Origin of the sequence: Streptomyces sp. NBC_01451 (assembly GCF_036227485.1) — a bacterium.
In the GTDB taxonomy this organism is placed as follows: domain Bacteria; phylum Actinomycetota; class Actinomycetes; order Streptomycetales; family Streptomycetaceae; genus Streptomyces.
The window spans coordinates 3,741,621-3,767,711 of sequence record NZ_CP109479.1; the positions used below are offsets into that span (position 1 = coordinate 3,741,621).

General features: G+C 71.8%; 26 protein-coding genes and 1 pseudogene. 14 read left to right on the forward strand and 13 right to left on the reverse strand.

What is annotated here, in order from left to right:
• Nucleotides 1-170: 170 nt before the first annotated feature.
• From OG595_RS16185 to OG595_RS16195, 3 genes are read left to right on the forward strand one after another with little or no spacing between them, the layout of a single operon-like run.
• Nucleotides 171-329: a hypothetical protein gene (locus OG595_RS16185; protein ID WP_329272670.1), complete on the forward strand. Its 159-nt coding sequence runs from the start codon at nucleotides 171-173 to the stop codon at nucleotides 327-329.
• Nucleotides 326-499, forward strand: a complete 174-nt coding sequence (locus tag OG595_RS16190; protein WP_329272672.1) for a hypothetical protein — start codon at nucleotides 326-328, stop codon at nucleotides 497-499. The genes OG595_RS16185 and OG595_RS16190 overlap by 4 nt, the downstream gene beginning before the upstream one ends.
• Nucleotides 496-696 (forward strand): hypothetical protein, encoded by a 201-nt coding sequence (locus OG595_RS16195; protein ID WP_329272674.1) that lies wholly within the window; start codon nucleotides 496-498, stop codon nucleotides 694-696. Before OG595_RS16190 ends, OG595_RS16195 begins: the two co-directional genes overlap by 4 nt.
• A 108-nt stretch (nucleotides 697-804) precedes the next feature.
• On the opposite strand, the gene OG595_RS16200 is transcribed toward OG595_RS16195, so the two are convergent.
• The 6 genes from OG595_RS16200 to OG595_RS16225 form a co-directional block, all read right to left on the reverse strand.
• On the reverse strand, nucleotides 805-2,109 hold the full coding sequence (locus OG595_RS16200) for a hypothetical protein (protein ID WP_443073050.1): 1,305 nt from the start codon (nucleotides 2,107-2,109) through the stop codon (nucleotides 805-807).
• A gap of 20 nt (nucleotides 2,110-2,129) precedes the next feature.
• On the reverse strand, nucleotides 2,130-3,269 hold the full coding sequence (locus tag OG595_RS16205; RefSeq protein WP_329272677.1) for a hypothetical protein: 1,140 nt from the start codon (nucleotides 3,267-3,269) through the stop codon (nucleotides 2,130-2,132).
• Nucleotides 3,269-4,174 carry a hypothetical protein gene (locus OG595_RS16210; protein WP_329282928.1) on the reverse strand — a complete coding sequence of 302 codons (906 nt, stop codon included), beginning with the start codon at nucleotides 4,172-4,174 and terminating at the stop codon, nucleotides 3,269-3,271. The genes OG595_RS16205 and OG595_RS16210 overlap by 1 nt, the downstream gene beginning before the upstream one ends.
• A gap of 38 nt (nucleotides 4,175-4,212) precedes the next feature.
• Entirely contained in the window at nucleotides 4,213-4,953 is a 741-nt protein-coding gene (locus OG595_RS16215) for an LPXTG cell wall anchor domain-containing protein (protein WP_329272680.1), read from the reverse strand.
• 182 nt (nucleotides 4,954-5,135) lie between these two features.
• Nucleotides 5,136-5,633, reverse strand: a complete 498-nt coding sequence (locus OG595_RS16220; RefSeq protein WP_329272682.1) for an ATP-binding protein — start codon at nucleotides 5,631-5,633, stop codon at nucleotides 5,136-5,138.
• Between the two features lie 182 nt (nucleotides 5,634-5,815).
• Nucleotides 5,816-6,220: an STAS domain-containing protein gene (locus OG595_RS16225; RefSeq protein ID WP_329272685.1), complete on the reverse strand. Its 405-nt coding sequence runs from the start codon at nucleotides 6,218-6,220 to the stop codon at nucleotides 5,816-5,818.
• A gap of 288 nt (nucleotides 6,221-6,508) precedes the next feature.
• On the opposite strand from OG595_RS16225, the gene OG595_RS16230 reads away from it, so the two are divergent.
• From OG595_RS16230 to OG595_RS16240, 3 genes are all read left to right on the forward strand, one after another.
• Entirely contained in the window at nucleotides 6,509-7,468 is a 960-nt protein-coding gene (locus OG595_RS16230; RefSeq protein WP_329272687.1) for an RNA polymerase sigma factor SigF, read from the forward strand.
• A 189-nt stretch (nucleotides 7,469-7,657) separates the two neighbouring features.
• Complete coding sequence (locus tag OG595_RS16235; protein ID WP_329272689.1) at nucleotides 7,658-9,289, forward strand: RICIN domain-containing protein; 1,632 nt, start codon at nucleotides 7,658-7,660, stop codon at nucleotides 9,287-9,289.
• Nucleotides 9,290-9,450: 161 nt separating this feature from the next.
• Nucleotides 9,451-10,329 (forward strand): hypothetical protein, encoded by an 879-nt coding sequence (locus tag OG595_RS16240; protein ID WP_329272691.1) that lies wholly within the window; start codon nucleotides 9,451-9,453, stop codon nucleotides 10,327-10,329.
• 18 nt (nucleotides 10,330-10,347) lie between these two features.
• Here OG595_RS16240 and hutI read toward each other — a convergent pair whose 3' ends face one another.
• The 4 genes from hutI to hutU form a co-directional block, all read right to left on the reverse strand.
• On the reverse strand, nucleotides 10,348-11,604 hold the full coding sequence (gene hutI, locus OG595_RS16245) for an imidazolonepropionase (RefSeq protein ID WP_329272693.1): 1,257 nt from the start codon (nucleotides 11,602-11,604) through the stop codon (nucleotides 10,348-10,350).
• 68 nt (nucleotides 11,605-11,672) lie between these two features.
• A complete protein-coding gene (locus OG595_RS16250; RefSeq protein WP_329272696.1) occupies nucleotides 11,673-13,034 on the reverse strand; it encodes a formimidoylglutamate deiminase in 1,362 nt (453 codons plus the stop codon).
• Entirely contained in the window at nucleotides 13,031-14,242 is a 1,212-nt protein-coding gene (locus OG595_RS16255) for an allantoate amidohydrolase (RefSeq protein WP_329282930.1), read from the reverse strand. The genes OG595_RS16250 and OG595_RS16255 overlap by 4 nt, the downstream gene beginning before the upstream one ends.
• A 107-nt stretch (nucleotides 14,243-14,349) precedes the next feature.
• On the reverse strand, nucleotides 14,350-16,014 hold the full coding sequence (gene hutU / locus OG595_RS16260; RefSeq protein ID WP_329272698.1) for a urocanate hydratase: 1,665 nt from the start codon (nucleotides 16,012-16,014) through the stop codon (nucleotides 14,350-14,352).
• Nucleotides 16,015-16,198: 184 nt separating this feature from the next.
• On the opposite strand from hutU, the gene OG595_RS16265 reads away from it, so the two are divergent.
• The 5 genes from OG595_RS16265 to OG595_RS16285 all read left to right on the forward strand — a co-directional run bounded on the left by OG595_RS16265 (nucleotide 16,199) and on the right by OG595_RS16285 (nucleotide 20,200).
• Nucleotides 16,199-17,632: a diaminopimelate decarboxylase gene (locus tag OG595_RS16265; protein ID WP_329272701.1), complete on the forward strand. Its 1,434-nt coding sequence runs from the start codon at nucleotides 16,199-16,201 to the stop codon at nucleotides 17,630-17,632.
• A gap of 241 nt (nucleotides 17,633-17,873) precedes the next feature.
• Nucleotides 17,874-18,302 carry a hypothetical protein gene (locus OG595_RS16270; protein WP_329272703.1) on the forward strand — a complete coding sequence of 143 codons (429 nt, stop codon included), beginning with the start codon at nucleotides 17,874-17,876 and terminating at the stop codon, nucleotides 18,300-18,302.
• Nucleotides 18,299-19,234 (forward strand): transcriptional regulator, encoded by a 936-nt coding sequence (locus tag OG595_RS16275; protein ID WP_329272705.1) that lies wholly within the window; start codon nucleotides 18,299-18,301, stop codon nucleotides 19,232-19,234. The genes OG595_RS16270 and OG595_RS16275 overlap by 4 nt, the downstream gene beginning before the upstream one ends.
• A 37-nt stretch (nucleotides 19,235-19,271) precedes the next feature.
• On the forward strand, nucleotides 19,272-19,799 hold the full coding sequence (locus tag OG595_RS16280; RefSeq protein WP_329272707.1) for a roadblock/LC7 domain-containing protein: 528 nt from the start codon (nucleotides 19,272-19,274) through the stop codon (nucleotides 19,797-19,799).
• 26 nt (nucleotides 19,800-19,825) lie between these two features.
• Nucleotides 19,826-20,200 (forward strand): hypothetical protein, encoded by a 375-nt coding sequence (locus OG595_RS16285; RefSeq protein WP_164318636.1) that lies wholly within the window; start codon nucleotides 19,826-19,828, stop codon nucleotides 20,198-20,200.
• Between the two features lie 13 nt (nucleotides 20,201-20,213).
• Here the strand turns inward: OG595_RS16285 and OG595_RS16290 are convergent, their stop codons facing one another.
• The 3 genes from OG595_RS16290 to OG595_RS16300 all read right to left on the reverse strand — a co-directional run bounded on the left by OG595_RS16290 (nucleotide 20,214) and on the right by OG595_RS16300 (nucleotide 23,509).
• Complete coding sequence (locus OG595_RS16290; protein ID WP_329272710.1) at nucleotides 20,214-20,807, reverse strand: hypothetical protein; 594 nt, start codon at nucleotides 20,805-20,807, stop codon at nucleotides 20,214-20,216.
• 162 nt (nucleotides 20,808-20,969) lie between these two features.
• Complete coding sequence (locus OG595_RS16295; protein WP_329272713.1) at nucleotides 20,970-21,917, reverse strand: MurR/RpiR family transcriptional regulator; 948 nt, start codon at nucleotides 21,915-21,917, stop codon at nucleotides 20,970-20,972.
• Nucleotides 21,914-23,509 (reverse strand): aromatic amino acid ammonia-lyase, encoded by a 1,596-nt coding sequence (locus tag OG595_RS16300; protein WP_443073052.1) that lies wholly within the window; start codon nucleotides 23,507-23,509, stop codon nucleotides 21,914-21,916. Before OG595_RS16300 ends, OG595_RS16295 begins: the two co-directional genes overlap by 4 nt.
• Before the next feature lie 153 nt (nucleotides 23,510-23,662).
• On the opposite strand from OG595_RS16300, the pseudogene OG595_RS16305 reads away from it, so the two are divergent.
• The 3 genes and pseudogenes from OG595_RS16305 to OG595_RS16315 all read left to right on the forward strand — a co-directional run bounded on the left by OG595_RS16305 (nucleotide 23,663) and on the right by OG595_RS16315 (nucleotide 26,082).
• Nucleotides 23,663-24,780 (forward strand): annotated as a pseudogene (locus tag OG595_RS16305) (ABC transporter ATP-binding protein).
• Nucleotides 24,777-25,418, forward strand: a complete 642-nt coding sequence (locus OG595_RS16310; protein ID WP_329272718.1) for an ABC transporter permease — start codon at nucleotides 24,777-24,779, stop codon at nucleotides 25,416-25,418. Before OG595_RS16305 ends, OG595_RS16310 begins: the two are co-directional and overlap by 4 nt.
• Before the next feature lies 1 nt (nucleotide 25,419).
• Nucleotides 25,420-26,082 (forward strand): ABC transporter permease, encoded by a 663-nt coding sequence (locus OG595_RS16315; protein WP_329272720.1) that lies wholly within the window; start codon nucleotides 25,420-25,422, stop codon nucleotides 26,080-26,082.
• Nucleotides 26,083-26,091 lie beyond the last annotated feature (9 nt).

Sequence of the window (26,091 nt, forward strand, 5' to 3'; positions counted from 1 at the left end):
CCGTTGGACGTAGTGGAAATAGCCCCCGCCGAACGTGGGCATCCGGCCCTGTCCACGACGTTTCCGCCGTATTTAGGCGGCATGCTCGTCGTACCTGAACACGCACCGTAATCCGGCGACCGCATGCAGCACAGGCTTACGTCGGAACCTCCACCCGAGGAGTGACCCGCATGACGACGACCTCCCTCCCCCGTCTCCCCCGCCGCCCCCGCACCACCGCGCACCGCATCGTCCCCGCCCCCACCTGGACCCCGTCCGGCCCCTGGGCCGCGCCGACCCCCGAGGTTCTGCGCTCCCTGGAAGCGGCGCTCGCACGGTGGTCGGTGTGAACACGGCCGCCACGCCACCCACGGCGTCCAAGGCGCCGCCCTGTGACGTGTGCGAGGCGCTGACCGCACAGCGGGACGCGGCCCTGGAGGCCGGCCGTACCGGCGAAGTCAGCGACTGTGAGCGGGAGTTGGGGGAGCACGGCAGACACGGACAGGGGTGTGCGCCATGACATCGCGCCCACCGCGCCCTCCGCTCTACCCCTCCTACGAGGAGTACCGCCCACCCGCGCCGGTGGACGGCTGCGAGGCCTGTCAGGAACTCGCCGCACGCCGGAGCGCCGCGCAGGCAGCCTTCGACTACAGCGCGGTCAGCGACGCGAACGTACGGCTCCGGGCCCATCTGCTGGACGTCCACAGCAGCATGTGAGCCGCGCGTGAGCAGCACGCGAGCGGCACGTTCGAAGCAGCGGAGAACGCCCGACCCCGCCCGCGGCGACATGCTCCGGGGCGGGGTCCTGACGTCCGCGGTCAGCGGTCAGCGCAGGCGCCGCCGGCCCGGCATGAACGTGAACACCGCCACGCCCGCCAGGATCACCGTTCCGGACACCAGCCCCAGCGCCTTCAGGGCGCCGTCGTTCTCGGCGCCCGTGTTGGCGAGGCCGCCGGTGGTCGACGTACCGCCGGAGGTCGTGGTCGACGAGCCGCCCGACGCTCCGCTCGCCTGTTCCTCCGTGTCCAGGGTCAGGGAGACCATCGACTCGGTCGGGGTGCAGGTGGTCGTCGTGCCGAGGGCACTGACCGTCAACACGCCCGGTGACAGGGTCGATTCACCGGTCGCGCCCGGCTTGTACGTGCCGGTCATGTCGGAGATCGTCATCGCGTCGCCCGTCTTGATGGCCTCCGCGTTGCCAGGCCCCTCGACATGGACCGTGCCCGTGTCGGACCCGCCCAGGACAACCTCCATGGACGGCTTCACCACGCCCGCCGGGAGATCGGCGGGACTGTTCATCACGGAGCCCTTGAACTGGACCGTGATGTCGTAACTACCGCCGTTCTTCGTGGCGTTGATCTGGATGGGGGACGTCACGTCCTTGTCGCCGATGGGCGTCACGCACTTGTACGGGACCTGCACGAGTTTCCCGGTGAAGTCCGTCTGGCCGCTGTCCGTCGCACTCGGTGTGCTGCTCGGCGACTCGCTCTCGTCGTCCGACCCGGTCGGGGTGGGGGTCGCGGACCCGGACTCGGAATCCGTCGGTGTGGGCGAGGTCGACGTGGGGGGTGTTGCCGAGGTCGACGATGAACCGCCGTCCCCCGCGGTCACCTTGATCGTGGCCGCCGACGGCACCGTCCCGGTCGGCGCGCACTTCGTGTCCGTCCCGTACACGTTGATCGTGTAGGCGTCCGGCGTCAGGGTCACGTCCCCCGCCGCCGTCAGTTTCACCTTGCCCTTCATGTCGGACAGGACCATCGCCCCGCCCTTGGGGATCGCCGGGTTCTCGCGCGGGCCGACCATCGCGATGTCGGCGGTCTGCGCCCCGGCCGCCTTCAACACCCCGCTCGGCTGGACCGAGTCGGCCGGGAGGTCGATCAGGTCCGGGTTCTTCGACGCGGCCTGCGTGAACTTCCAGACCACGTCCACCTCGTCGCCGACCTTCGCCGTCGCGGGCGCGGTGATCTCCACCTTGGTCGTGCCGTTGACCGGGTCCAGGCCGGAGGCCGCGGGCGGCACGCACTTGGTCGCGTACGACACCTCGGCGGCCTGGGCGGGCCCCGCCGCGGCCATGCCCAGCAGGACACCGCCCGCTCCGCCGAGCAGCAACAGGGCCCCTGCCGCACCCACGCTCCGTCTCCGTTGCGTTCTCACGTGTTCCCCTTCGTCTTCGTCGTGTTGGTCGTCGGAGTGCCCGCGCCGGTGTCGATGCCCGTGTCCACGCCAGATCCCGATACCGGTCCCATGCCTGCTCCCGCTCCCGGGTCGGCGTCGGGGGTGAACCACGGAAGGGTGGTGGAAGCGGTGGCCGGCCGGGGCCGTTCGCGGTCCTCCCGCGCGCCCACCCTCGGCATGCGCAGGGTCAGTTCGGGCATCCGCAGCGCGCTGCCACGGCCCGCCGACGGACGCCGGGCAGCTCCGCCCGGTCCGCGTGGACGCACCCGGTCCACCACAGCCATCCCGACGCGGAACACCGCCGCCGGTACGACGACACCGGCCAGGACCCAGAACAGGGTCACGCCCCACGGCCGGCCCACGCCCCACGGCTGCTCCGCGAGCACCTTGCCGTCGTACCGCAGCGAGACCGTGTAGTCGCCGTGCGCCCCGCTCACCAGACCGACCGGCAGCTCGACGCGTGCCTTCCCGCCCGGCCTGATCGTGCCGCGCCACTGCTGCTCGTCCCACTGCGGGGCGAACACCCCGTGGGAGGTGCCGACCTGGAAGACCGGGTCCTTGACCGCCGCCGTACCGAGGTTGCCGACGGTGACCACCATGGTCCGGGTGGGCGGCGCCCCGAACCAGGTCAGCAGCCCGCTCGAACCGTCGAGCCGCGGGTCCGTGAGGACCGAGAGGCGGCCCGTGCCGGTCTGTGCGGGCAGCGGCTCGACCGGGTGTCCCGCCACCTGGAACACCGCGTCGGCCGCCGCCTGCGACCCTCCTGTCACCGTCGCCACATGCACCACGCATGGGCACGGCACCGGCGGTTCGACCACCGGCAGGCTCTTGCTGAAGCCCCCCAGCGTGTCCGTGGTGACGGCTCTCGCGTCCGCGTTGGCACAGGAGTTGGTGCCGCCGATCACTCCCCGGCCCGGTGTGGACCGACCGCAGATCAGCATCATCAGCAGCGTCCTCGGCTGCCAGCCGGCGCCCGTCACGATGATCGAATCGCCGGTCCCCGCCTGGGGCTTGGAGACCTTGACGGTCGGCCCGGCGGCGGCTGCCGCGGTGGTCACGGGCACCATCAGGAGAGCGATCGCCAGCACCGCGACCAGTGCAGGAATCCGCCGCATCACGTCATCGCCCCCGTCAGCTCGTCCGACTTCGCCGCCAGCTCCGGGCGTCTGTCCGGCCGTTCATCACGCCTGCGGCGCCTGACCCGTCGTACGGCCACGAGGGCCGCGCCCGCCGACAGCACCCCGGCGACCCCCGCCACCCCGGTCACCGCGGCCCACGGCACGAACCGCACCGACGTGCCCGCCTCGTCGCGTACCGTCCCGTCCGCCGCCGTGACCGTCAGGCGTACGTCGACCGCGTCGAACCCGGGGCGTCCGGGCCAGGGTTCGGTGAGGGCGAGGCGCCGGCCCGGGGGCAGGTGTACGGGGAGGGTGCGCGGGGCCCGGTCGAGGACCGGGCCGAGGACTCCGTCCGCGTGGACGGCGAGTGTCGGGGTCAGGTCGGTGGTGCCGCGGTTGACCAGCTCGTAGGCGATGCGGTCGCCGCGTACCGTCACGTGCTCGACGGTCAGCGCGGCCAACCGGGGGCCCCCGACCCGCAGTCGGACGTGCGCCGTCGCGCTCCGGCCCGAGGCGCGGGCGGTGATCGTGGCGGTGCGGTCGCCGGGTGGCGTGCCCTCCGGGATGCGCACGGTGAAGGGCACGTCGGCGCGTGTGCGGGCGGGGACGTCGACCTCGGGCTCGGCCAGGGTGAGCCAACTGCCGCCGGTCAGCCGTACGTTCAGGTTCCGGGCCGTCGGATTGCGGACGGACAGTGTGTCCTGGAGGACCGTTCCCGGGGTGCCCTCGGCGTAGAAGTACGGCCGTCCGGTGCCCAGGGGCGTGACGGACCAGCCCTCGTCGGCCACGGCCGGTGTCCCCGCGGACAGCAGGGCGACGAGCCCGAGAAGGCGGAGAGGCCGGAGGGGACGGCGGTGGCTGAGGGAACTGGGGGGACTGAGGCTGGGGCAGAGGACACGCATCGGCGGCTCCCGGAAGTCGTACGGGTCTCGTACGGTCCTCAGCGGCCCGTCGGCTGCCGTCGTACCGTCTCCGTCCGGTTCCTGCGCGTCAGCCACAGCGTGCCCGCCGCTCCCACGAGGAGCACCGTGCCGCCGAGCGTGCCCAGCGCGACGAAGGAGTCCTCGGGGCCGGTCTGCGGGAGGTCGGCACCGGTGTCGCCGCTGCCGCCGGTGCTGCTCGTGCCGCCGGTGGTACCGCCGCCCGAGGCGCCCGTGACGTCGAGCGTCAGGGACGGCTCGGGGCTGTTGGTGGGCGTGCACGTGGTCGTCGTACCGGCGGCCTTGATCGTCAGGACGCCGGCCGTGAAGGTGACCTTGCCGTTCTTCGACGGCTTGTACGTGCCGCTCAGGTCGTTGATCTTGATGGGGGTGTTGGCCGGGAGCGCCGCCTGGTTCGCGGGCCCGCTGACGTTGAGGGTTCCACTGTCCGCGCCGCCGAGCTTGATCGTGGCGCTCGGGCTCATCGCGCCCTTGCCCAGCTCGACCGGGCTGGACGAGACGCCCTTCTGCCAGGACATCGTGACCGTGTAGGAACCGCCGCTCCCGACCGCCTTGATGTCGATGGACGAGAGGGCGCTCTTGACGCCGATCGGCGTGTCGCACCGGTAGTTGACATCCACGACCTCGGCCCGGGCAGTGGGGGCGGCCAGCAGCACCGCCGATCCGGCCAGGGCCGCGGCGGACGCGAGCGCGGCGCCTCGTTTCGGGTGCGTTCGGCGGCATGTCCGGTGGTACGACATCGTCGTCCCCCATTCCTGGCGGTCGTTCCTGGCGGCCCTGGCTGCGTTTCTGACGGCACATCAGATCGCGGATCGGCCGTCAAGGTACGCCGGGGGACCAACACTTGGAAGACACAGCACACACCGGATCGCCGGGACTTCGGCCCGATTCGAGTGGTGCCCACGCGCCGGAACGGCGGGAACTACGCCGGAGCGCCGAGCTCCGCCCACACCTTCTTGCCCGCGACGCCGGGGGTCCGTACGACCCCCCAGTCCAGGCACAGCCGCTGCACGATGAACATTCCGTGGCCGCCGGGGCGTCCGGCCCGGTGCGGGGTGCGCGGAGCAGGCTGGCCCGTGCCGCCGTCGGAGACCTCGACACGGATCACCTTGTTGTCGCAGGTGATCCACATCTCGTCCGGGCCCTCGGCGTGCAGACAGGCGTTGGTGACGAGCTCCGAGACGACGAGCAGTACGTCCTCGGCGGCGGCCCGCCGGTCCGCGCTCTCGGCGGGCAGCCAGCCCCACGCGTACAGCGCCTGGCGGGCGAAGTCGCGGGCGAGCGGAACGACACCGCTCTCGCCGGCGAGACGCAGACTGCGGGTCTGACGCCCCCTGGAAGCGCCGCCGGACTCGGAGGGCTCCGGGGAGCCCGCCGAGGACTCCGGGGAGCCCGGCGAGTCGGGCCGGGTGGTGCTCATCAGCGCTTCACCTCACCGATTCACCAGTTCACGTACACGGTCTTCATTCACCACAGTTCCTTACGCACGTCATTGTGTGCGTATTCAGGATGTCTCCTGCCCGGCGGAACCGACAGAACACCCCCAAAAAGAGCGCGCTCAAGAACCCGCCCCGGCCGGACAAGGAGACCCGGCCGGACAGGCTAGGAGGATTCAAGGGCCCCAGGGGACTCCGGAGGCACGTCGGCCAGGGCGTCGGCAAGCGTCTCGTGGATGCTGAAAACGGCGTCCGCACCCGTGATCTCGAACACCCGAGCGACAACCGGCTGCATCGCGGCGAGATGCACCCCGCCACCCGCCTCCTCCGCCTTCAGGCGGGCGCCGAGCAGCACATTGAGGCCCGTGGAGTCACAGAACTCCAGCCGCGCGCAGTCGACGACAAGCCGCGCGATGCCCTTCGCGAGGCAGTCCTCAAGCGGTTCACGCAACAGGTCGGCGGTGTGGTGATCCAACTCACCCGCGGGCGTCACGACGGCGCTGGAGCCCTCGTGCCGCACCTCCACCAGAAGCCGGCCATTCTGTGCGCTGCCGACCGTCTCGCGGTCCATGCCGTCTCTCTCCCGAGCTCGTGTCTGCCTACCGGCGCTCTCTCGCGCCCAACTGACGTCCACGAACACTACGCCTTCATCACACTCTCCGACCACCTGAACTAATGCCCATATATGGACATACGGGAATACAATGCACTTGCGGTGGGCTCGGGGAAGCGGGTAGGGCTAGTAGTGCGCCAGTTCCTGCAGCGAGCCGGCCCGAGACAAGCACCCGACACGGCCGGCATTGGAGGCGCCGCACACCGCACCGCACGCACCGGCTTCGGCAGCCTCATGCCGAGAACCATGGAGGACACCATGTCACCCCGGCTCGACGCATCGCATACCCAGAGGGCGACGTCGACACCCCCTCCGGAACACACGGACTCCCACCACCGGCACACGGACTCCCCCTCCCGGCAACCGGACCGGCACCTTCCGGGTACGCGGGTTCCGGACGCCCTGGAAGGGCTTCCCGAGATCCCGCCGTTCGACGAGGTCGGGGCGGTCGACGCCCGGGCCCTGTCCAAGACCCTCTTCGCGCGACTGGAGTCCCTCGAAGAAGGCACCCACGACTACTCGTACGTCCGCAACACCCTCGTCGAGCTCAACCTCGCGCTGGTCAAGTTCGCCGCCTCCCGCTTCCGTTCGCGCAGCGAACCCATGGAGGACATCATCCAGGTCGGCACGATCGGCCTGATCAAGGCGATCGACCGCTTCGAGCTGAGCCGCGGCGTCGAGTTCCCGACGTTCGCCATGCCGACGATCGTCGGCGAGATCAAGCGCTTCTTCCGTGACACGTCGTGGTCCGTCCGCGTACCGCGCCGGCTCCAGGAGCTCCGGCTTGACCTGGCACGGGCCGGCGACGAACTGGCCCAGCAGCTCGACCGCGCCCCCACCGTGGCCGAGCTCGCCGAGCGCCTCGACCTCTCGAAGGACGAGGTCGTCGAGGGCATGGCGGCCTCGAACGCCTACACCGCCAGCTCACTCGACGCGCAGGCCGACGAGGACGACTCCGAGGGCGCGCTCGCGGACCGCATCGGTTACGAGGACCACGGCATCGAGGGAATCGAGTACATCGAGTCCTTGAAACCGCTGATCGCCGGACTCCCGCCCCGGGACCGGCAGATCCTCTCCCTGCGGTTCGTCGCCAACCTGACCCAGTCGGAGATCGGCGAAGAGCTGGGCATCTCCCAGATGCACGTGTCACGACTGCTGTCACGGACGTTGCAGCGACTGCGCAAGGGCCTGACCGTCGAGGAGTGACGGTCGGCCAGGCCGTCGGGCTCAGGCCGTCGGGGCTTCGGGCCCGGCGTCCATCGGGAGGGGATTTCCGGTTACCTACGGAAACCTCTCCCCTCTTTTCCCAAAGGCCCTCTGCGTCACCCGGACCACCCCCAGACTGGCTGGTACGTCAGGACGGGGGACGGAGTCGGGGTACGAGGAGGCGGACGGATGTCCCAGGACACCGACCACGGCGGGGTGGACGGGGTGTACGTCGGCGCGTCCGACGCACACCTCACCGAGTTGCTGCGCACCAACTCCCCCACCGCGTATCCGGCGTTGCAGGAACTCCGTACCCGCCACCGCGCGTCCGTCCTCGCCTACGCCCGGCTGTGCACGACGAGCGACTCCACGGCGGGGCAGCTGGCGGCCCAGGCGTTCACGGCGGCGGCCCGGGACACGGCACGCGGTACCGAGCCGAGCGTCCCGTGGCGCCACCAGCTCCTGCTGCTGACCGCCGACCTGGCGGCCACCTGGGCGACGGACGAACGCGCGGCCGGCCTCGACCCGAGCCTGCTCCTCGTCCTGAACACACTCGCCCCGTTGAACGCGCGGAACACCCAGTACGCGCCGAACACACAGAACGCGCAGAGCGCGGCGGGCGGAGTCGGTCTGATCCCGCCCCCGCCCATGCTGGGCCCGTTCCAGTCCCTGCCGTCCCGCACCCAGGGCCTCATCTGGTACGGCATCGTGGAACGCGAACCCGAGGACCGGACCGCCGCTCTCCTCGGGCTGACGCGCGAGGACGTGACGCACGAGACGGATTCGGCCCTCCAGGCCCTGGCCCAGGCCTGTCTGCGGTTCCGGCTGGCCGTCTCCGACGACCCGCGCTGCCAGGACTTCCGCCGGCTGATCGAGGAGTCGGTCCGGCCCGTCAACCCACGCCACAGCACGGACCTGAACTCCCACATGGTCATCTGCCCGCACTGCTCGGTGGCCTACGAGGAACTCTCCGACCTGCGCGACAACCCGCGCACGGCGCTGGGAGAGGGCCTGCTGCCGTGGAGCGGCAGGGCGTACGCGAGGGACGCGCCGACCGTCACACGCGCCAACATCTCCCCGCAGGAAGGCAGCTGGCCCTGGACTCCGGCCCGGCCGTCCCGTCGGCGGTTCGTGCTGGCCTCGGCGGTGCTGGGCGTGACGCTGGTCCCGCTGCTGATCGTGCTGTTCTCGCGGGGCGGCAACTCGCCGGACCCGCAGGGCGCGGCGGGCACGCTCCCGGTCACCTCGGTGCCGAGCGTCCCCGAGGCGACGCTCCCCTCGGCACCGGCTGCCGCCGACTCCCCTTCCCCGGCGCCGACTTCACGACCGCCGGCCACTCCGACCCCGTCGCCGTCGCCGACTCCCAAGCCGACGCCCACGCCCAGGCCCACGCCCGCGTTCCGGGCGCCGGGTGCCTCGTTCGCCCAGGTGGTGAACGTCGCCTCGGGACGCTGCCTCGACATCCGGGGCGGTGACCTGGAGAAGGGCACGGACGTCGTCACAGCGCCCTGCTCCGCGTCGGCCGCGACCCAACGCTGGTCGGTGGACGCCGACGCGGGGCTGCTGCGCTCGTCCGCCGACACCGACCTGTGCCTGGACAGCCGGGGTGACGTGGACAAGGGCGTGGGCATCTGGGAGTGCGCGTCGGTGAACGACAACGACAACGGCGACAACCTGCGCTTCACCGTGGACGACGACGGTGTGATCCGCCCGGCGATCGCCATCGCGACAGCACTCACCCCGGCCGACGACGGCGGCCTGACCCTCGAACCGCTGACGGGCGGGGCGGGGCAGCGGTGGCGCGCGGGCGGTAGCCGATAAGTCCGCATCCGCCAACCTCCCGCGACAAGGGCGCGTTTCACTCCGCCGGACCGGACAGGACCGGGAGGGAGTGAAATGCCGCCGCGGGCGCTTCGGCAACCCCGCGCGCGGCCGGTGACGACCCGAAGGTGAATCCCGTTCCCCACAAAGGGAGTTCACCGATGCGCAAGCACATCGCACGGCTGTTGGCGATCCTCGCGGCGCTGGCCGCGCTGATCGCCGCCCCCGGTCTGCCGGCGGCGTTCGCCGCTCCCGCCGTGACGGCGGCGCAGGCGCGGGCCGCCGAGGACTGGAACCCGCCCGCGAACCTTGTACAGCCCCTGAACGAGGTATGGAACCACGTCTCGTCGACCTACCCGGACCTCTACGGCTTCCGCAACTACGGCTGGGACCAGGTCATGGCCAACCGGGGAAGCGTCAACTACTGCGTCCGCTGGGAGTCGGACGCACCCGTGAGCACCGCCCTGCGCGACCGGATCCACACCGCGCTGAAGAAGCAGTTCGGCAAGTGGATGGCGGCCATGGTCGACAACGGCAAGGGTCACAACGCCTGGCCGTACACCAGCGTGCCCGTCAACATCGTCGGCTGGGCGGTGAAGAACCGCTCGACCCTCCAGTGGACGGACAACTCCGTCGACATCTACGCCGGGAACCTCGACGGCGGCGGCGCCCCCCAGTGCGCTCCGGACTGCGGGCGCTTCTTCCACCAGGACGGCAACTACTCACGCTGCCCGGGCGGCGCGTCCCGTCACTACGACCAGTCGCTGTGGCTGACGAAGGGCTTCCAGGGCGGCGCCGGCGGCGACTGGGGCCAGCGGGTCGGCCAGGAGTACTTCACCAGCACGCTCGACCAGGAGAACATCCACATCTATCTGCACGAGGTCGGCCACACCTTCGGGCTCGACGACTTCTACGACTGGACCCCGACCGGTCAGTGCTGCTTCGTCATGAACGCGGGCAGCGCCACGCAGATCACGGAGTTCGACAAGTGGATGTTCCGTGACTTCTGGCGCCACCTGAAGAACAGGTACGGCCTCTGACCAGCCGGTTCCTTCAGGTCACCGCACCTGTACGCCCCGCCGCCACACCCCGCTGACCAGCGGAACGCCCGGCCGGTAGGCCAGGTGTACGTGGCTCGGGGCGTCCAGGAGTGTCAGGTCGGCGTACGCCCCTGGCGTGAGGCGGCCGATGTCGGTGCGGCGGAGGGCCCGCGCGCCCCCCGCCGTGGCCGACCAGACCGCCTCGTCCGGGGTCATGCCCATGTCCCGTACCGCCAGTGCGACGCAGAAGGGCACGGAGGAGGTGAAGGACGACCCCGGGTTGCAGTCCGTGGACAGCGCGACCGTGACGCCCGCGTCGAGGAGCCGGCGGGCGTCCGGCCACTGGGCCCGGGTGGAGAACTCGGCGCCGGGCAGCAGGGTCGCGACCGTGTCGCCGTTCGCGAGGGCGTCCACGTCGGCGTCGGTGAGGTGGGTGCAGTGGTCGGCGCTGGCGGCGTCCAGCTCGACGGCCAGCTGCACTCCGGGGCCGTACGAGAGCTGGTTGGCGTGGACGCGCGGATGCAGCCCCTTCGCCCTGCCCGCCGTGAGGATCGCGCGCGCCTGGTCGCCGTCGAAGGCGCCCTTCTCGCAGAAGACGTCGACCCAACGGGCGTACGGGGCACAGGCGTCGAGCATCTCGCCGGTGACCAGGGCGACATAGGCGGCCGGGTCGTCGGCGTAGTCCGGGGACACGATGTGGGCGCCGAGGTAGGTGACCTCGTCGGTGTGGGCGGCGGCGATGCGCAGGGCGCGGGCCTCGTCCTCGACGGTCAGGCCGTACCCCGACTTGGTCTCGAAAGTCGTCGTGCCCTGGTGGAGGGCCTCGCGGAGGTAACGGGTGAGGTTGGCCTCCAGTTCCGCGTCCGTGGCGGCGCGGGTGGCGGCGACCGTGGTGCGGATACCCCCTGCCGTGTAGCCGCGCCCGGACATGCGGGCGTTGAACTCCTGGGTCCGGTCGCCCGCGAAGACGAGGTGGGAGTGGGAGTCGACGAAGCCCGGGAGGACGGCCCGGCCACCTGCGTCGACCCGATTGTCAGTGGCTGGTGCTTTGCTGGATTCACCGGTCCAGACGACGCGGTCGCCCTCTATGACGACGGCCGCGTCCAGGACCAGCCCAAGAGGTGATCCGTCGCCGAGAGAGGGGTCGTTGGTGACCAGGCTGCCGATGTTCGTGATGACGGTCGTCGTGCCGGTGGTGGTGTCGGTCGTGCTGCCGATAGCGCTGTTCGTCCGGTTCGGGCTGCCCGGACTGCTCGGCGTACTGGTGCTGTTCATGGCGTCCTCGTGGGTGGCGGGCCGGGCGGGGGGACGTACCGGTGTGCGTACGGGCGTGCGTACGGGGGTCAGCCGCGCAGGGCTTCGACAGCGGCCGCAAGCGCCTGCGGCACCTCGGGGACGAGGGTGTGCGCCCCGTCGCGCACGACGTGCCGGCCGGCCACGACCGTATGACGCACATCCGCTGCCGACGCTGCGAATACCGCGGTCTCCGCTCCCAGCCGAGGCAACGGCCCCGCGGTTCTGACCGAGTCGAGCGCGATCGTCGTGAAGTCGGCGAGCGCACCCGCCTCCAGGATGCCCGCGTCGTCCCAGCCCAGGGCCGCGTGGCCGTCGGCGGAGGCTGCCCGGAGCAGTGCCGCCGCCGTCCAGTGACCCCGGGTGCGGGTGCGCAGGCGCTCGTTCAGCTCCATGACGCGTGCCTCTTCGAGCAGGTCGATGACGGCGTGGCTGTCGGAGCCGAGGCTGAGCGGTGAGCCCGCCCGCTGGAGGGCGACGGCGGGACCGATGCCGTCGGCGAGGTCGCGCTCGGTGGTGGGGCACATACAGGTACCGGTGCCGCTGCCGCCGAGGAGCGCGATGTCCTCGGCGGTGAGGTGGGTGCTGTGGACGCCGGTGGTGCGGGGGCCGAGGACCCCGTGGTCGGCGAGGAGCTGAGCGGGCGTGCATCCATGGGCGGCGAGGCAGGCGTCGTTCTCGGCCGTCTGCTCGGACAGATGGACATGAAGGGGGGCCCGTCGTTCCTCGGCCCAGCGGGACACGGTCGCCAACTGACCGGCGGGCACGGCCCGTACGGAGTGGATGGCGGCGCCGATCCGCGCGTGATCCCGTTCCTTGAGAAGTGAACAGCGTTCCGCCCAGGCATCGGCCGTGCCGTCGGAGAAGCGCAGCTGGTGGCTGTTCGGGGGCTGTCCCCGGTGCTTGTTCAGGATGCCGGCGGAGAGGTAGGCGGTGTCGAGGAGGGTGATGCGGATCCCGGCGTCGGCGGCGGCCTCGACGAGGGCCTCGCCCATCGCGTTCGGGTCGGCGTAGGGGGTGCCGCCGGGGGCGTGGTGGACGTAGTGGAACTCCCCCACGGCGGTGATGCCGGCGAGGGCCATCTCGGCGTACACGGCACGGGCGAGGGCGTGGTAGCTGTCCGGGGTGAGCCTGTCGGCGACGGAGTACATGACCTCGCGCCAGGTCCAGAAGGTGCCGGAGCCCACCTGGACGGTGCCGCGCAGGGCACGGTGGAAGACGTGGCTGTGGGCGTTGGCGAGGCCGGGAAGGGTGAGTCCGCGCAGGATCTCGGCGCCGGGCGGCGGGGCGTCGACTCCGGTGCGGACGGCGGAGATCCGGCCGTCCCGCACATCGAGGGCGACGCCCGGCTCGACGTTGGTGTCGAGCCAGGCGTGCTCCAGCCAGTACGTCCGTGCTTGGGGGTGGGTCACGTGCAGGCCAGCCCTTCCAGTACGTCGGCGAGTGCGGTCACCCCGGCCACGCAGTCGTCCTCGGCGGCGTACTCCGCCGGGGAGTGCGAGACGCCCGTGGGGTTGCGCACGAACAGCATGGCGGTCGGGATGCTCCCGGAGAGAATCCCGGCGTCGTGTCCGGCGCCGGTGCCGAGGACGGGGACGGCGAGTCCGGTGTCCTTTGCGTCCTGGCCCAGCAGTCGGGCGAGTTCGTCGCGCAGGGCGTGGTCGAACTCGACGACGGGGGTGAACGACTCCCGGACGACGTCGAGATCGACGCCGTGCGCCTCGGCGTACTCGCGGGCCGCCTTCTCGACGCCGGAGACGACGGTGTCGAGGGCGTGCTGGTCGGCGGCGCGGGAGTCGAGCCAGCCGCGCACGAGGGAGGGGATGGCGTTGACCCCGTTGGGCTCGACGCTGATCTTCCCGAAGGTGGCGACGGCACCGGCGAGTTGCGCCTCGCGCCGGGCGGCGAGGACCGTCTCGGCGTACGACAGCATGGGGTCGCGCCGGTCGACGAGGCGGGTCGTACCGGCGTGGTTGGCCTCGCCGCGGAAGTCGAACCGCCACCGCCCGTGCGGCCAGATGGCGCTGGCGATGCCGACGCGGTCGCCGCTCAGGTCGAGCGCCCGGCCCTGCTCGACGTGCAGCTCGACGAACGCGCCGATACGGGCGAGCCGCTCGGGGTCGGGCCCGATGGTGTCCGGGTCGTACCCGGCGGCCTCCATGGCCCGCGGCAGGGTGACCCCGTCCCCGTCGGTCAGCAGCCTGGCCTGCTCGACGGTGACGGCCCCGGCGGTGAGCCGCGACCCGACACAGGCGAGCCCGAACCGGGCACCTTCCTCGTCCCCGAAGTTGACGATGGCCAGCGGCTTGCCGAACCGCGCGCCCCGGCGCCGGAGTTCGTCAAGCGCGGCGAAGGAGGAGACGACACCGAGGGGCCCGTCGAAGGCCCCGCCGTCGGGCACGGAGTCGAGATGCGACCCGGTGACAACAGCGTCCCCGGCGGCGGGGTCACCGAGCCAGGCCCACTGATTCCCGTTCCGGTCGACCTCGTAGGACAGTCCCCGGCTCTCGGCCTGCTCCTTGAACCAGGCCCGGCATTCGAGATCGATGCCTGTCCAGGCGTAACGGCGGTAGCCGCGCGAGTCGGGGTGGCGCCCGATGGGGGCGAGCTCGCGCCACATCTGGTGAAAGGAGGCACCCACCTGCCCGCCAGGCTGTGGGCAGTCGTTCCGCAGGGCGGAACCGGCCCCCACCGAAGCGTCGCCGTCCCGCCCGCCGGAAAGACGCCTCACGCGTCGTCTCCTTCGCGCATGGGCACCCGCACGCCCCGCTCGTCCGCGACCGTCTCCGCGATGTCGTAGCCGGCGTCCACGTGCCGGATCACACCCATCCCGGGGTCGTTGGTGAGCACCCGGCGGATCTTCTCGCCCGCCAGCTTCGTGCCGTCGGCCACCGAGACCTGGCCGGCGTGGATGGACCGCCCCATGCCGACACCGCCGCCGTGGTGGATGGAGACCCACGACGCCCCGGAGGCCACGTTCACCATCGCGTTCAGCAGCGGCCAGTCGGCGATCGCGTCGGAACCGTCGAGCATCGCCTCCGTCTCCCGGTAGGGGGACGCGACGGAGCCGCTGTCCAGGTGGTCGCGGCCGATCACCAGCGGCGCGGCCAGCTCACCGCTCGCCACCATGTCGTTGAAGCGCTCGCCCGCCTTGTCCCGCTCGCCGTAGCCGAGCCAGCAGATCCGGGCGGGCAGGCCCTGGAAGTGGACCCGCTCCCCGGCCATCTTGATCCAGCGGTGCAGGGACTCGTTCTCCGGGAACAGCTCCAGCATCGCCTTGTCGGTCTTGTGGATGTCGGACGCCTCACCCGACAGGGCCGCCCAGCGGAAGGGGCCCTTGCCCTCGCAGAAGAGCGGGCGGATGTAGGCGGGCACGAAGCCGGGGAAGGCGAACGCCCGCTCATATCCGGCGAGTTGGGCCTCGCCGCGGATCGAGTTGCCGTAGTCGAAGACCTCGGCGCCGGCGTCCATGAAGCCGACCATCGCCTCCACGTGCCGGGCCATGGACTCGCGCGCCCGGGTCGTGAAGCCGGCCGGGTCCTTCGCCGCGTAGGACGCCAGGTCGTCGAAGTCGACGCCGACCGGCAGGTAGGACAGCGGGTCGTGGGCCGAGGTCTGGTCGGTCACGATGTCGATGGGGGCGCTCTCGGCGAGCATGCGCGGGAGCAGTTCGGCCGCGTTGCCCAGCAGGCCGATGGAGAGCGGGCGGCGGGCGTCACGCGCCTCCACCGCGAGCTGGAGGGCGTGCTCCAGGGAGTCGGCCCTCACGTCGAGGTAGCGGTGCTCGATGCGGCGCTCGATGGCGCGCGGGTCGACGTCGATACAGATCGCGACGCCGTCGTTCATCGTCACGGCGAGCGGCTGCGCGCCGCCCATGCCGCCGAGACCGGCGGTGAGGGTGATCGTCCCGGCGAGGGTGCCGCCGAACTTCTTCGCGGCGACGGCGGCGAAGGTCTCGTAGGTGCCCTGGAGGATGCCCTGCGTGCCGATGTAGATCCAGGAGCCGGCCGTCATCTGCCCGTACATGGTCAGGCCCAGGGCCTCCAGACGGCGGAACTCCTCCCAGTTGGCCCAGTCGCCGACCAGGTTGGAGTTGGCGATCAGGACCCGCGGGGCCCACTCGTGGGTCTGCATGACACCGACCGGACGGCCCGACTGGACGAGCATCGTCTCGTCCTGCTTCAGGGTCCGCAGAGTGCGGACCATCGCGTCGAAGGAGCGCCAGTCACGGGCGGCCTTGCCGGTGCCGCCGTACACGACGAGCTTGTCGGGGTGCTCGGCGACCTCGGGGTCCAGGTTGTTCTGCAGCATCCGCAGGGCGGCCTCCTGCTGCCATCCCAGGGCACTCAGTTCCGTACCGCGCGGGGCTCGTACGGGGCGGGGTCCTGACATGGTCTGCCTCCCAGCGGACTGATAGCGGACTGTTGACCGTTGCAGTGGATATTCACATCCTGAACCACTGAATAGAACTAGTCAATACATTCTTGCGCCAGCACGCGCGGGCCGCGGATGTTTGGCTTGCCCCATCGACACGCACCGACACGCATCGACAGAGCTCGACAGCACGGGGGACGCAATGGAGAACAACGGTTCCGATCGCACGGGCCGCCGGGACGAAGCCGTACGCGCCGCCGTGGAGCAGGGGCTGCTCCGCGCCGACGCACCCATCGTCGGACTTCTCGACGTCATCGGCATCCGCGAGTCCGCCGCCGAGCTGCGGGCCGCCTTCGACGCGGTCGTGGCGCCCGGCACGCCCGTCCTGCACGCCTTCGCGGTGAAGGCGACCCCTCTGGTGCCCGTGCTGCGACTGCTGCACGGGCACGGGATCGGCGCCGAGGTGGCGAGCCCCGGGGAGCTGGCCCTGGCGCGGGCGGCGGGGGTGCCGCCGAACCGGACCGTGCTCGACTCGCCCGCCAAGACGCCCACCGAGCTGCGCGAGGCGCTGGCGCTGGGCATCGCCGTGAACGCCGACAACCCGCAGGAGCTGGACCGGCTCGACGCGCTGATGCGGTCCGCCGCCAGCCGGTCCCCGGTCGGGATCCGGGTGAATCCGCAGATCGGCGGAGGGGCGATCGGGGCCACGTCCACCGCGACGGCGACCTCCAAGTTCGGGGTCGCACTGCAGGACGAGGGGGCGCGTGAGTGGATTGTGGGGGCGTACGCCGGGCGCCCGTGGCTGACCAGGCTGCACGCGCACACCGGGTCTCAGGGCATCCCGCTGTCCCTGATGGTGCGGGGCGTGGCGGAGACGTACGCGCTCGCCGAGGAGATCAACCGGCGGGTCGGGTGGCGCCAGATCGACACCATCGACATCGGCGGCGGGCTGCCGGTCAACTTCGCGTCGGACGCGACGAGCCCGACGTACGCCCAGTACGCGCGACTGCTGAGCGACGCGGTGCCGGGGCTGTTCGGGGGCCGGTACGGCCTGGTGACCGAATTCGGGCGGTCGCTGCTGGCCAAGCACGGCACGGTCGTGGCGCGCGTCGAGTACGCGAAGAGCGCCGGCGGCCGGCCCGTCGCGGTCACCCACGCGGGCGTGCAGGTCGCGACCCGGACGGTGTACGCGCCGGAGTCGTGGCCGCTCAGGATCGCCGCGTACGACGGGAAGGGGCGCCCCAAGTCCGGGGCGGACGTGGTGCAGGACGTGGCCGGACCCGCCTGCTTCTCGGGCGACCTGCTCGCCGAGGGACGCGCGCTGCCCCTGCTCGAACAGGGCGACTACGCGGCGGCGCTGGACACGGGCGCGTACTACTTCGCGCACCACTACGGGTACAACTCCCTTGCCCGGCCCGGGATCTACGGCTTCGCGCCGAGCGGTGACGCGGGCGGGGACACGGGCGGACGCGCCGGCGGAGACACGGCCGGAGGCATCGACGGAGGCAGTGGTGTCGCCTTCGCCGTCGTACGGGAGCCGCAGACCGTCGCCGAGATCGTGGCCGAATCCGGAGGGGCGCACGCCTCCGCGCTCACCACCCTCACTGCCACCAGCTCCCCCTCCGCACGCCCTTGACGGACTTCGGGGAACATGCAGGTCAACTGGCCTGAAAACGGGCTCAGTCGACCTACCTTAGTCATCCGCCGCATGTTCCACCGGAAAATGCCAGATCTCTCACTCCTCGCGCACACGTTGCGTAGCGTCTGCGTCACTCAGCCGAACGCCGGTCGGCCGAACATCCGTCGGCCGAACGCCAGGTGGGGCGGCCGAGGACCGGCCGGACAGACGCGAGCGGGACAGGTGGGAGGGGCCAAGGGTGCCCGGAATCGACGAGTGCTTACTGGAAGCCATGCGGCTGCCCGGTGCCCGGGGCGCCGCGCTGGTCGACTGGACCAGCGGGCTGGCACTGGGCACCGTCGGGGAGTCCCCGGGCGGTGACCCGGAGACGATGGCCGCCGAGGCGGCCGAGCTGGCCCGGCTGGCCGTCGAACACCGGGCGTTCGCCCCGGAGGAGGAGGACTACGACGCCGACACCGACGAGTTCACCGGTGGTGGGCCGGGGCAGGACCCGCCGGTCGAGGACCTGATCATCAGCAACCGCGACAGCTACCACCTCCTGCGGTTCGTCACCACGAGCTTCGACAGCAGTGTGTTCCTGCATCTGTGGCTGGCCCGCGCGGACGGCAATCTGGCGCTGGCCCGCATCCGGCTCGGCGAGATGGCCGGACGGCTGGTGCTGGGATGACGACTCTGCGCACGAATCTGACGACCCCGCCGCCACGCCTGCCGGTGCGGGACAAGGCGGCGGCCCGGCAGCGGGCGTGGGGCGGGGTCTCGCCGATGCTCGGCCGGCTCGCCTCCGAGCGGGCCACCGGCGTCCTGGTCCGCGAGCGCGGCTCGCTCTATCTCGCCGACGGCCAGGTCGTGCACGCCGAGAGCCCGGCCGTACCGGGCCTCGACGTGCTGCTCACCGCGCGCGGCACACTGGACGCGGACGGCTGGCGGGACGCGGTCGGCGCGGCCGGCGAACTGCACCGGGTCGGGCGGTTCCTGGTCGAGAGCGGCCGGATCGGCGCGGGCGCCCTGGAGGTGTGCCACCTGGGGACGCTTTACGACGCGGCGTACTTCGCCCTCGCGCCCAGCGGCACGCCGGGACACTTCAGGTACGGGGACACGCACTGGCTCGGCCCGGTGCGCCCGGTGCCGGTGGCGGCGGTCGAGCACGAGACGCTGCGCAGGCGCGCCCTGCTGCACCGCATCTGGCCCGACCCGGCCCCCGACAACGCCCCACTGCTCCTCTCGGGCAGCCCGGCCGCGCCGACGGTCACCACCCGCCAGCACGCCGTACTGGCCCTGGTGAACGGTGTCCGCACGGCGGCGGACATCGCCCTGTCGCTGGGCCGCCCGGCCTTCCACACCCTCGTGGACGTACGCCGGCTCGCAGCCGCGGGGGTCATAGCCCCGGAGGCCACGCCGATACCGGACCCGACCCCGGCACCGGCCCCCGTCCATCCACCACCGTCCGCGTCCGTGTCCACGTCCGCGTCCGTGTCCACGTCCGTGTCCGCGTCCGTGTCCTCGGCGCCCCCGGCTCCCCCCGGGACGCTGCCGCCGTCGTTCGCCGACCCCAACATCACGCTGCTGAAGAGGCTCAGGGATGCGCTGGAGGCCCTTTGAGAAGCAGCGCCCGCGTGCCGAGAGGAGACAACAACTCATGGCAGCCGAGGCCGAAGTCATGGACGAACTGCGCCGGTTGCGGGCCCGCGTCCCCCAGCTCACCGGCGCACTCGCGGCCAGCGTCGACGGTCTCGTCCTCGTCCAGGACACCCCGGGTGTCGAACCGGAGACGGTCGCGGCGCTCACCGCCACCGCGCTCAGCGTGGCCGTCCGCATGGCGGACGCGACCGGCCAGGGCGACTTCCGCGAGCTGCTGATCCGGGGGGTGTACGGCTATGTGGCGACGTACGCGGCTGGCCGGACCGCCGTCCTGACGCTGCTCGCCCAGGACCGCGTCAACGTGGGCCGGCTGCACCTGGAGGGCCGCCGGGCCGGCCTCCGTATCGGGGAGCTGGTGGACGCGGCGGCCGAGACGGAACAGGCACGCGCGGCGACCGGACCGGCTGCCGCCACCGGCCCCCTGCCCACAGCCGCACCCGAACCCATGCCCACCCGAACCAGAACCCCGCGCGCGCCACGCACACCGACAAGCACGCCCAACGCGCGCACCACCACGGAAAACTGAACCGGAAGCACGAGAGGAACACCGTCATGGCCACCACAGAGACCGCGTTGAAAGAGGCGCTGACCTCCATCGAGGGCGCCACCGGAGTCGCACTCGTCGACTACACCAGCGGTATGGCCCTGGGCACGATGGGCGGCAGCAAGACGTTCGACCTGAACGTCGCCGCCGCCGGGAACACCGACGTCGTACGCGCCAAGATGCGCACCATGGAGCACCTGGGGCTGAAGGGCGAGATCGAGGACATCCTGATCACGCTCTCCAGCCAGTACCACCTGATCCGCATGATGAAGGGGCGCGGCGGCAACGGCCTCTTCCTCTACCTGGTGCTCGACATCAACCGTTCCAACCTGGCGATGGCCCGCCACCAGCTCAAGCGGATCGAGGCGGAGATCGAGGTCTGAGCGGTCCGCCGGGCTAGACCAGTACGTCGCCGCGGCGGCGCGCCCCGCCCGGGGTCGCGTCGCCCGCGGCGATTCCCGTGGCGCGGTAGGCCTTGACCGGCTTGCCCGCCGGGGCGCCGGAGCGCGGACCGAGCCAGTCCACGCGCACCCACAGCAGTACGTCGGCGGCGCGCTCGCGGCGGCCCAGCCAGGCGGCCTTCAGCCGCAGCCCGGTACCTGCCCCGGCGAGCAGCATTCCGCCCGCCGCGGGCACCGCGAGGGAGCTGCCCAGCGCGGCGGCGAAGGCGAGCAGCAGCCACCATCGGTGGCCACGGCGCCAGTTGCGCACGGTCACCGCGCGGTCCTGGAGCACATCGTGTCTGCCGGCCCGCGCCGCACCGGCCGCGAGCGCGGTGTAGCGCCCGCGCCGCAGGTACGCCACGACACCGGCCGCGACGATGAACAGGGCGGCCCCCGCCATGACTCCGATCCGGCGGCCGGTGATCCCCGGCGCCAGTACGCCGATGCCCGCCGCGAACACTCCGAACCACCACAGGGGCGCCGCTCCGGCCCGTACGACCACGGCCACCCGAGCGAGGCCCTGCCCTCCGTGAACTCCGCGTGCCACGTCCGCCTCCCGGTTCGTTCATCCGGCACTGTCCTGACAGTTCTGTCGGAGCGGGAGAGTAGCGAGCGAACGTGAGACGAGTCTGAGAGGCCGGACAGAACCCGGACAGTCCCCGGAAAGAGCCCTGACACGACCCGGACAGGGTGCCCGTCCGGCCGGTGGCTACTCGACGAACAGTCCGCGGCTCGCCGCCCGCGCGTCGAACTCCTCCAGGCGGGCCTGGGCGTCCGGCAGGTCGTCGCACATGGCCTCCAGCAGGACCCGGCCCAGCAGCATCGGCGCGCAGGCGGTGTCGAAGGCGAGCCCGGTGCCGACGGCGGCCGGCAGCAGCAGGTCGGAGACCTTGGCGACCGGTGCGAACGCCGAGTCGGCGACGGTGACGACGGTCAGCCCCGCCGACCTGGCGTAGGCGAGGGTGTCGACGACCTCGCGCGGATGCCGGGGCAGCGCGAAGCACAGCAGGGTCGTGGCACCCGCCCGTACGGCGGCGTCGATCCGGTCGTGGATCATCGTGCCGCCCTCGTGGAGCAGCCGTACGTCCGGGTGGACCTTGGCGGCGAAGTACGCGAAGCCGTACGCCTGGGAGGCGGCGGCGCGCAGCCCGAGGACGGGCAGGGGGCGGGACGCGGCGAGCAGCCGGCCCGCCCGCCGCACCGGGCGCGGGTCGGCGAGCACCTCGGCCAGGTGCCTGAGGTTCTCGATCTCGGCCTCGACGGCCTGCTGGTACTCGTTGTACGAGCCCGGCTCGGCGCTCGGTTCGGTGGGGGCGACCTCGCGCAGGTGTTTGCGCAGCGCCGGGTAGCCGTCGAAGCCGAGGGCCACGGCGAAGCGGGTGACGGACGGCTGGCTGACACCGGCCAGTTCGGCCAGCTCGACGCTGGAGAGGAAGGGCACCTCGGAGGCCCGGCGCACCATGCTGTGCGCGATGCGCCGCTGGGTCGGGGTGAGCCGGTGCCCTTCGAAGAGGGCCTGGAGCCGCGCGGCGGGGCTGTCGGGCAGATGCCCGCCCGCGCCCGTCTCCCCCTCCTCTCCCGGACCCGTACCCGTGTCCGCACCCGTACCCGTACCCGTACCGGCGCCCATGCTTCCGTCCGCACTCGGCGTACTCATGCCCCGCTCCCCCTCCAGATCTCCGTGAACCGGTCCAGCAGTGCCGCCGCCGCTGTCACGTCGTCCGTGAGCGGCCGGTCGGCCGATTCGGCGTCGAGGACCGACTCGGCCAGCTCCAGCGCCCGTCCGGCCGGCAGTTCCGGGTCCGGCCGCAGGTCGCGCTGGCGCAGCGCCCGTACGGCGGCGACCAGTTCGCAGCCGACGACGAGACGGTACGCGTCGCAGGCGCGCAGTGTCTGGCGGGCGGCGAGCGAGGCGAAGCTGGCCTGTTCCTCGACGCCCCGGGAGAGTACAGCGTGTCCGAGGGAGGCGGGCGCGGAGAAGGCCCGCAGGTCACCGAGGGCCGCGCCGGCGGCGTACTCCAGGATCATCACCCCGGAGGCGGCGGGCTCGTGGTCGGCGAGGAAGGGGCGCAGGCGGGTGAAGGCGGGCTCGTTGAGGGTGGACAGGCGCGAGGTGGAAAGCCGTGCCACCTGGGTGACGGCCAGTCTGAAGTGGTCCAGGGCAAGGGCCAGTTGGGCCTGGTAGAAGCCACCGTGGTGGTAGGCGGTGAAGTCCTCGGGGGAGATGAGCGGGTTCTCGGCCGCGGCGTTGATCTCGATGCCGAGCACCCCCTCCAGCGCATCCGCCGCGTCGTGCGCGGGCCCGTGGATCTGCGGCAGGCACCGGAAGCCGTACGGGTCCTGGATGCGCCCGAGGGGAGGGGTGGGCCGGGCCGCGGAACCGATCAGCTCCCGCATCCGGCGCGCGACCTCGACCGACCCCCGGTGCGGACGGGCGGCGTGCACGGGCGCGGCGTACGCCTCGTGGGAACCGTCGACGGCGTGCAGCGAGAGCGCGGCGACGACCTGGGTGGCGGCGATGAGCCCGCGCAGCTCGTGCAGGGCGAGCGCGGCCTGCCCGAGGGTGAGGGCGTTGCTGCTGATCAGGGCGAGGGCGTCGTTGTTGTCGAGGGCCTGGGGCTCGGGGGCTCCGGCGACGCTCCACCCCCGGGGAGCCGGTCCCCCCGCTGCCGCCGCCGTCACGGGCCCGATCCACTCGTGTTCCCCGGCCAGCGCGAGCCCCATCTGCGCCAGTGCCGCGATGTCCCCGGTGCCCACCGACCCGAACTCGTTGATCACGGGATGGGCCCCGTTCTCCAGCGCCTCGCACAGGGCGGTGACCACCCCGGGGCGGAGTCCGGCGCCCCCCGCGAGGAGCTGGTTGGCGCGGACGGCGAGCATCGCCCGCACCTGCCGGGCCGGCAGTTCCGCGCCGATGGCGCCGGCATGGCTGCGCAGCAGGCGCAGTCCGTGGTCGGCGGCGGCCTCGGTCGGGACGGCCTCGTTGCGGTTGGCGCCCACGCCGGTGGAGCGGCCGTACACGCGGCCGGTCGCGGCGATGCGGCGGGCTACGTCCCAGACCTCCTCGACGCGTTTCATCGCGTCGGTGCCGGGGACCGGCCGCGCGGCCCCGTCGGCGAGGCGTACGACGTCCTCGACTCCGAGGCCGACACCGTCCAGGACGACGATGCCGGTGGACACCGGAGGTGGCGTGGGAGGCGGCATCGGAGGTGGCACCGAAGACGACGTATCCACGATTCGAGACGACATAAGGCGCAGACTCCCCTCAAACCGGAAGCAAACCGGACACTCGATCTTGCTTGCTGGACGGCCGTTACCTCGGATTAACACCAGGGCATTGACAATCTATTCAGACACAGAGAACTCTGCATGACGTTATACAGGCCCGGCAAGGGACACCCCATGATCCAGTTCGACGCGGTCCACAAGCGCTTCCCGAACGGCACCACAGCGGTCCACGACCTCTCTCTCCGAATGCCGGAAGGCGGCGTGACCGTTCTCGTCGGATCCTCCGGCTGCGGCAAGACGACCACCCTGCGAATGATCAACCGGATGGTCGACCCGACCTCCGGCACGATCCAGGTCGGCGGCAGGGACATCCTCCAACAGGACGCCGCCGACCTGCGCCGATCCATCGGATACGTCATCCAGCAGTCCGGACTCTTCCCGCACCGCACCGTCCTCGACAACATCGCGACCGTGCCCCTGCTGCTGGGCTGGGGCCGGAGGAAGGCCCGCGCCCGCGCGGCCGAACTGCTGGAGACCGTCGGCCTCGCCGCCGACGCCGGCAAGCGATACCCGCACCAGCTCTCCGGCGGCCAGCAGCTGGGGGTCCCCCCAGGCCTTCAAGGCACTGGGGGAGCGTCGGCGTGGCCCGCGCCCTCGCGGCCGACCCGCCCGTCCTCCTCATGGACGAACCGTTCGGCGCGGTCGACCCGGTGGTCCGCACCCAGCTCCAGGACGAACTGCTGCGTCTACAGAAAGAGTTGAACAAGACCATCGTCTTCGTCACGCACGACGTGGACGAGGCCGTCCGGCTCGGCGACCAGATAGCGATCTTCCGCACCGGCGGCCATCTGGTCCAGTGCGCGGCCCCCGCCGAACTCCTCGCCCGCCCGGCCGACGACTTCGTCGCCGACTTCCTCGGCGCCGAGCGCGGCCTCAAGCTGCTCTCCCTGAAGACCCTCGCGGCCCTCCCGCAGGGCCCGGCCCCCGAGGGCGGCGCCTGGACGCTCGTCCTCGACGAGGCCCGCCGGCCGCTGCACTGGCACGCGGCCGACCAGGGCACGAGCGGCGCCGACATCCCCGTACGACCGCTGACGGACGACGACTCGCTCCTCGCGGCGCTCACCGAGTCGATCGCCTCCCCCACCGGGCTCGTGGCCCGCGTCGACGCGGCGGGCACCCTCACCGGCGTCTCGTCCCGCGACGACATCCACACGCACGCGGGCCGCGCCCACGCCGAAGCCCACACGGAATCCCGGACAGAAACCCGGACAGAAACCCAGGTCGAGGCATGACCATCGACTGGTCGTGGATCGGCGACCACACCGACGACCTCACCACCCTCACGGTCTCCCACCTCCAGGCGGCCCTCTCGGCGGTCTTCTTCGGACTGCTGATCTCTCTCCCGCTGGCCGTGGTCGCACACCGGGTCCGCCCCCTGCGCGGCTTCCTGCTCGGCCTGTCCAACGTCCTCTTCACGATCCCGTCGATCGCGATCTTCGTGCTGCTGCTCCCGGTCAGCGGTCTGACCCGCACGACCACCGTGATCGGCCTGACGGTCTACACCCTGGTCGTGCTGCTGCGGAACACGGTCGAGGGCCTGGACTCGGTGCCGGTGAAGACGAAGGAGGCGGCCAAGGCGATGGGCACGCGCCCGCTGCGCACCCTCCTCACGGTCGAACTCCCGCTCGCCCTCCCGGTGATCATGGCGGGCGTCCGTATCGCGACGGTCATGTCGATCTCGCTCGTCTCGGTCGCGACCTACATCGGCGACGGCGGCCTCGGCCAGCTCTTCACGGACGGCTTCCAGCGCGACTTCCCGACCCCGGTGATCGCGGGAGTGGTCCTCACCCTCCTGCTCGCGGTGGTCGCGGACGCGCTGCTGGTCGCCGTCCAGTACGTACTCACCCCGTGGACGAGGCGGCGAGCCTGACATGTACGAACTCTTCAAGGACCTCGGCGCCTGGCTGACCAGCGGCGACCAGTGGTCGGGCTACGACGGCATCGCGCACCGCCTCGCCGAACACCTCCAGTACTCACTCCTCGCCACCCTCATCGCGACGGTCATCGGCCTCCCGCTCGGCCTGCTCATCGGCCACACGGGCCGGGGCGCGTTCGTGGCGATCAACCTCGCCTCCTTCGGCCGCGCCCTGCCGACCGTCGGCCTGGTCGTCCTCGTGTTCCTGGCCAGCGGGCTGTCGATGTGGCCGGTGTACATCGCCCTGGTCGCGCTCGCCGTGCCCTCGATCGTCACGAACACCTACGCCGGCATGACGGCCGTCGACCCGGACGTGAAGGACGCGGCACGCGGCCAGGGCATGCGCTGGCACCAGGTCCTCTTCCAGGTCGAACTGCCGCTCGCACTCCCCCTGATCATGACCGGCCTGCGCCTGGCGCTGATCCAGGTGGTCGCCACGGCCACGATCGCCGCGTACGTCTCCTTCGGCGGCCTGGGCCGCTACGTCTTCGACGGCCTCGCCCAGCGCGACCTGGTCCAGGTGATGGGCGGAGCGGTGCTGGTCGCCGTGGTCGCCATCGCCCTGGACCTGACCCTCTCCGGCGTCCAGCGCTTCCTCTTCCGCCACCGCCCCGCGTAACCCGAACCG

Excerpts from the sequence above, each read along its gene's own strand:
- OG595_RS16255 (WP_329282930.1), bottom strand. The coding sequence starts at position 14,242 with ATGTGGCGCGAGCTCGCCCCCATCGGGCGCCACCCCGACTCGCGCGGC.
- hutU (WP_329272698.1), bottom strand. The coding sequence starts at position 16,014 with ATGTCAGGACCCCGCCCCGTACGAGCCCCGCGCGGTACGGAACTGAGT.
- OG595_RS16285 (WP_164318636.1), top strand. The coding sequence starts at position 19,826 with ATGGCCACCACAGAGACCGCGTTGAAAGAGGCGCTGACCTCCATCGAG.
- OG595_RS16215 (WP_329272680.1), bottom strand. The coding sequence starts at position 4,953 with ATGTCGTACCACCGGACATGCCGCCGAACGCACCCGAAACGAGGCGCC.
- OG595_RS16225 (WP_329272685.1), bottom strand. The coding sequence starts at position 6,220 with ATGGACCGCGAGACGGTCGGCAGCGCACAGAATGGCCGGCTTCTGGTG.
- OG595_RS16195 (WP_329272674.1), top strand. The coding sequence starts at position 496 with ATGACATCGCGCCCACCGCGCCCTCCGCTCTACCCCTCCTACGAGGAG.
- OG595_RS16280 (WP_329272707.1), top strand. The coding sequence starts at position 19,272 with ATGGCAGCCGAGGCCGAAGTCATGGACGAACTGCGCCGGTTGCGGGCC.
- OG595_RS16275 (WP_329272705.1), top strand. The coding sequence starts at position 18,299 with ATGACGACTCTGCGCACGAATCTGACGACCCCGCCGCCACGCCTGCCG.
- OG595_RS16185 (WP_329272670.1), top strand. The coding sequence starts at position 171 with ATGACGACGACCTCCCTCCCCCGTCTCCCCCGCCGCCCCCGCACCACC.
- OG595_RS16265 (WP_329272701.1), top strand. The coding sequence starts at position 16,199 with ATGGAGAACAACGGTTCCGATCGCACGGGCCGCCGGGACGAAGCCGTA.
- OG595_RS16210 (WP_329282928.1), bottom strand. The coding sequence starts at position 4,174 with ATGCGTGTCCTCTGCCCCAGCCTCAGTCCCCCCAGTTCCCTCAGCCAC.
- hutI (WP_329272693.1), bottom strand. The coding sequence starts at position 11,604 with ATGAACAGCACCAGTACGCCGAGCAGTCCGGGCAGCCCGAACCGGACG.
- OG595_RS16300 (WP_443073052.1), bottom strand. The coding sequence starts at position 23,509 with ATGTCGTCTCGAATCGTGGATACGTCGTCTTCGGTGCCACCTCCGATG.
- OG595_RS16295 (WP_329272713.1), bottom strand. The coding sequence starts at position 21,917 with ATGAGTACGCCGAGTGCGGACGGAAGCATGGGCGCCGGTACGGGTACG.
- OG595_RS16205 (WP_329272677.1), bottom strand. The coding sequence starts at position 3,269 with ATGCGGCGGATTCCTGCACTGGTCGCGGTGCTGGCGATCGCTCTCCTG.
- OG595_RS16240 (WP_329272691.1), top strand. The coding sequence starts at position 9,451 with ATGCGCAAGCACATCGCACGGCTGTTGGCGATCCTCGCGGCGCTGGCC.
- OG595_RS16220 (WP_329272682.1), bottom strand. The coding sequence starts at position 5,633 with ATGAGCACCACCCGGCCCGACTCGCCGGGCTCCCCGGAGTCCTCGGCG.
- OG595_RS16310 (WP_329272718.1), top strand. The coding sequence starts at position 24,777 with ATGACCATCGACTGGTCGTGGATCGGCGACCACACCGACGACCTCACC.
- OG595_RS16230 (WP_329272687.1), top strand. The coding sequence starts at position 6,509 with ATGGAGGACACCATGTCACCCCGGCTCGACGCATCGCATACCCAGAGG.
- OG595_RS16315 (WP_329272720.1), top strand. The coding sequence starts at position 25,420 with ATGTACGAACTCTTCAAGGACCTCGGCGCCTGGCTGACCAGCGGCGAC.
- OG595_RS16235 (WP_329272689.1), top strand. The coding sequence starts at position 7,658 with ATGTCCCAGGACACCGACCACGGCGGGGTGGACGGGGTGTACGTCGGC.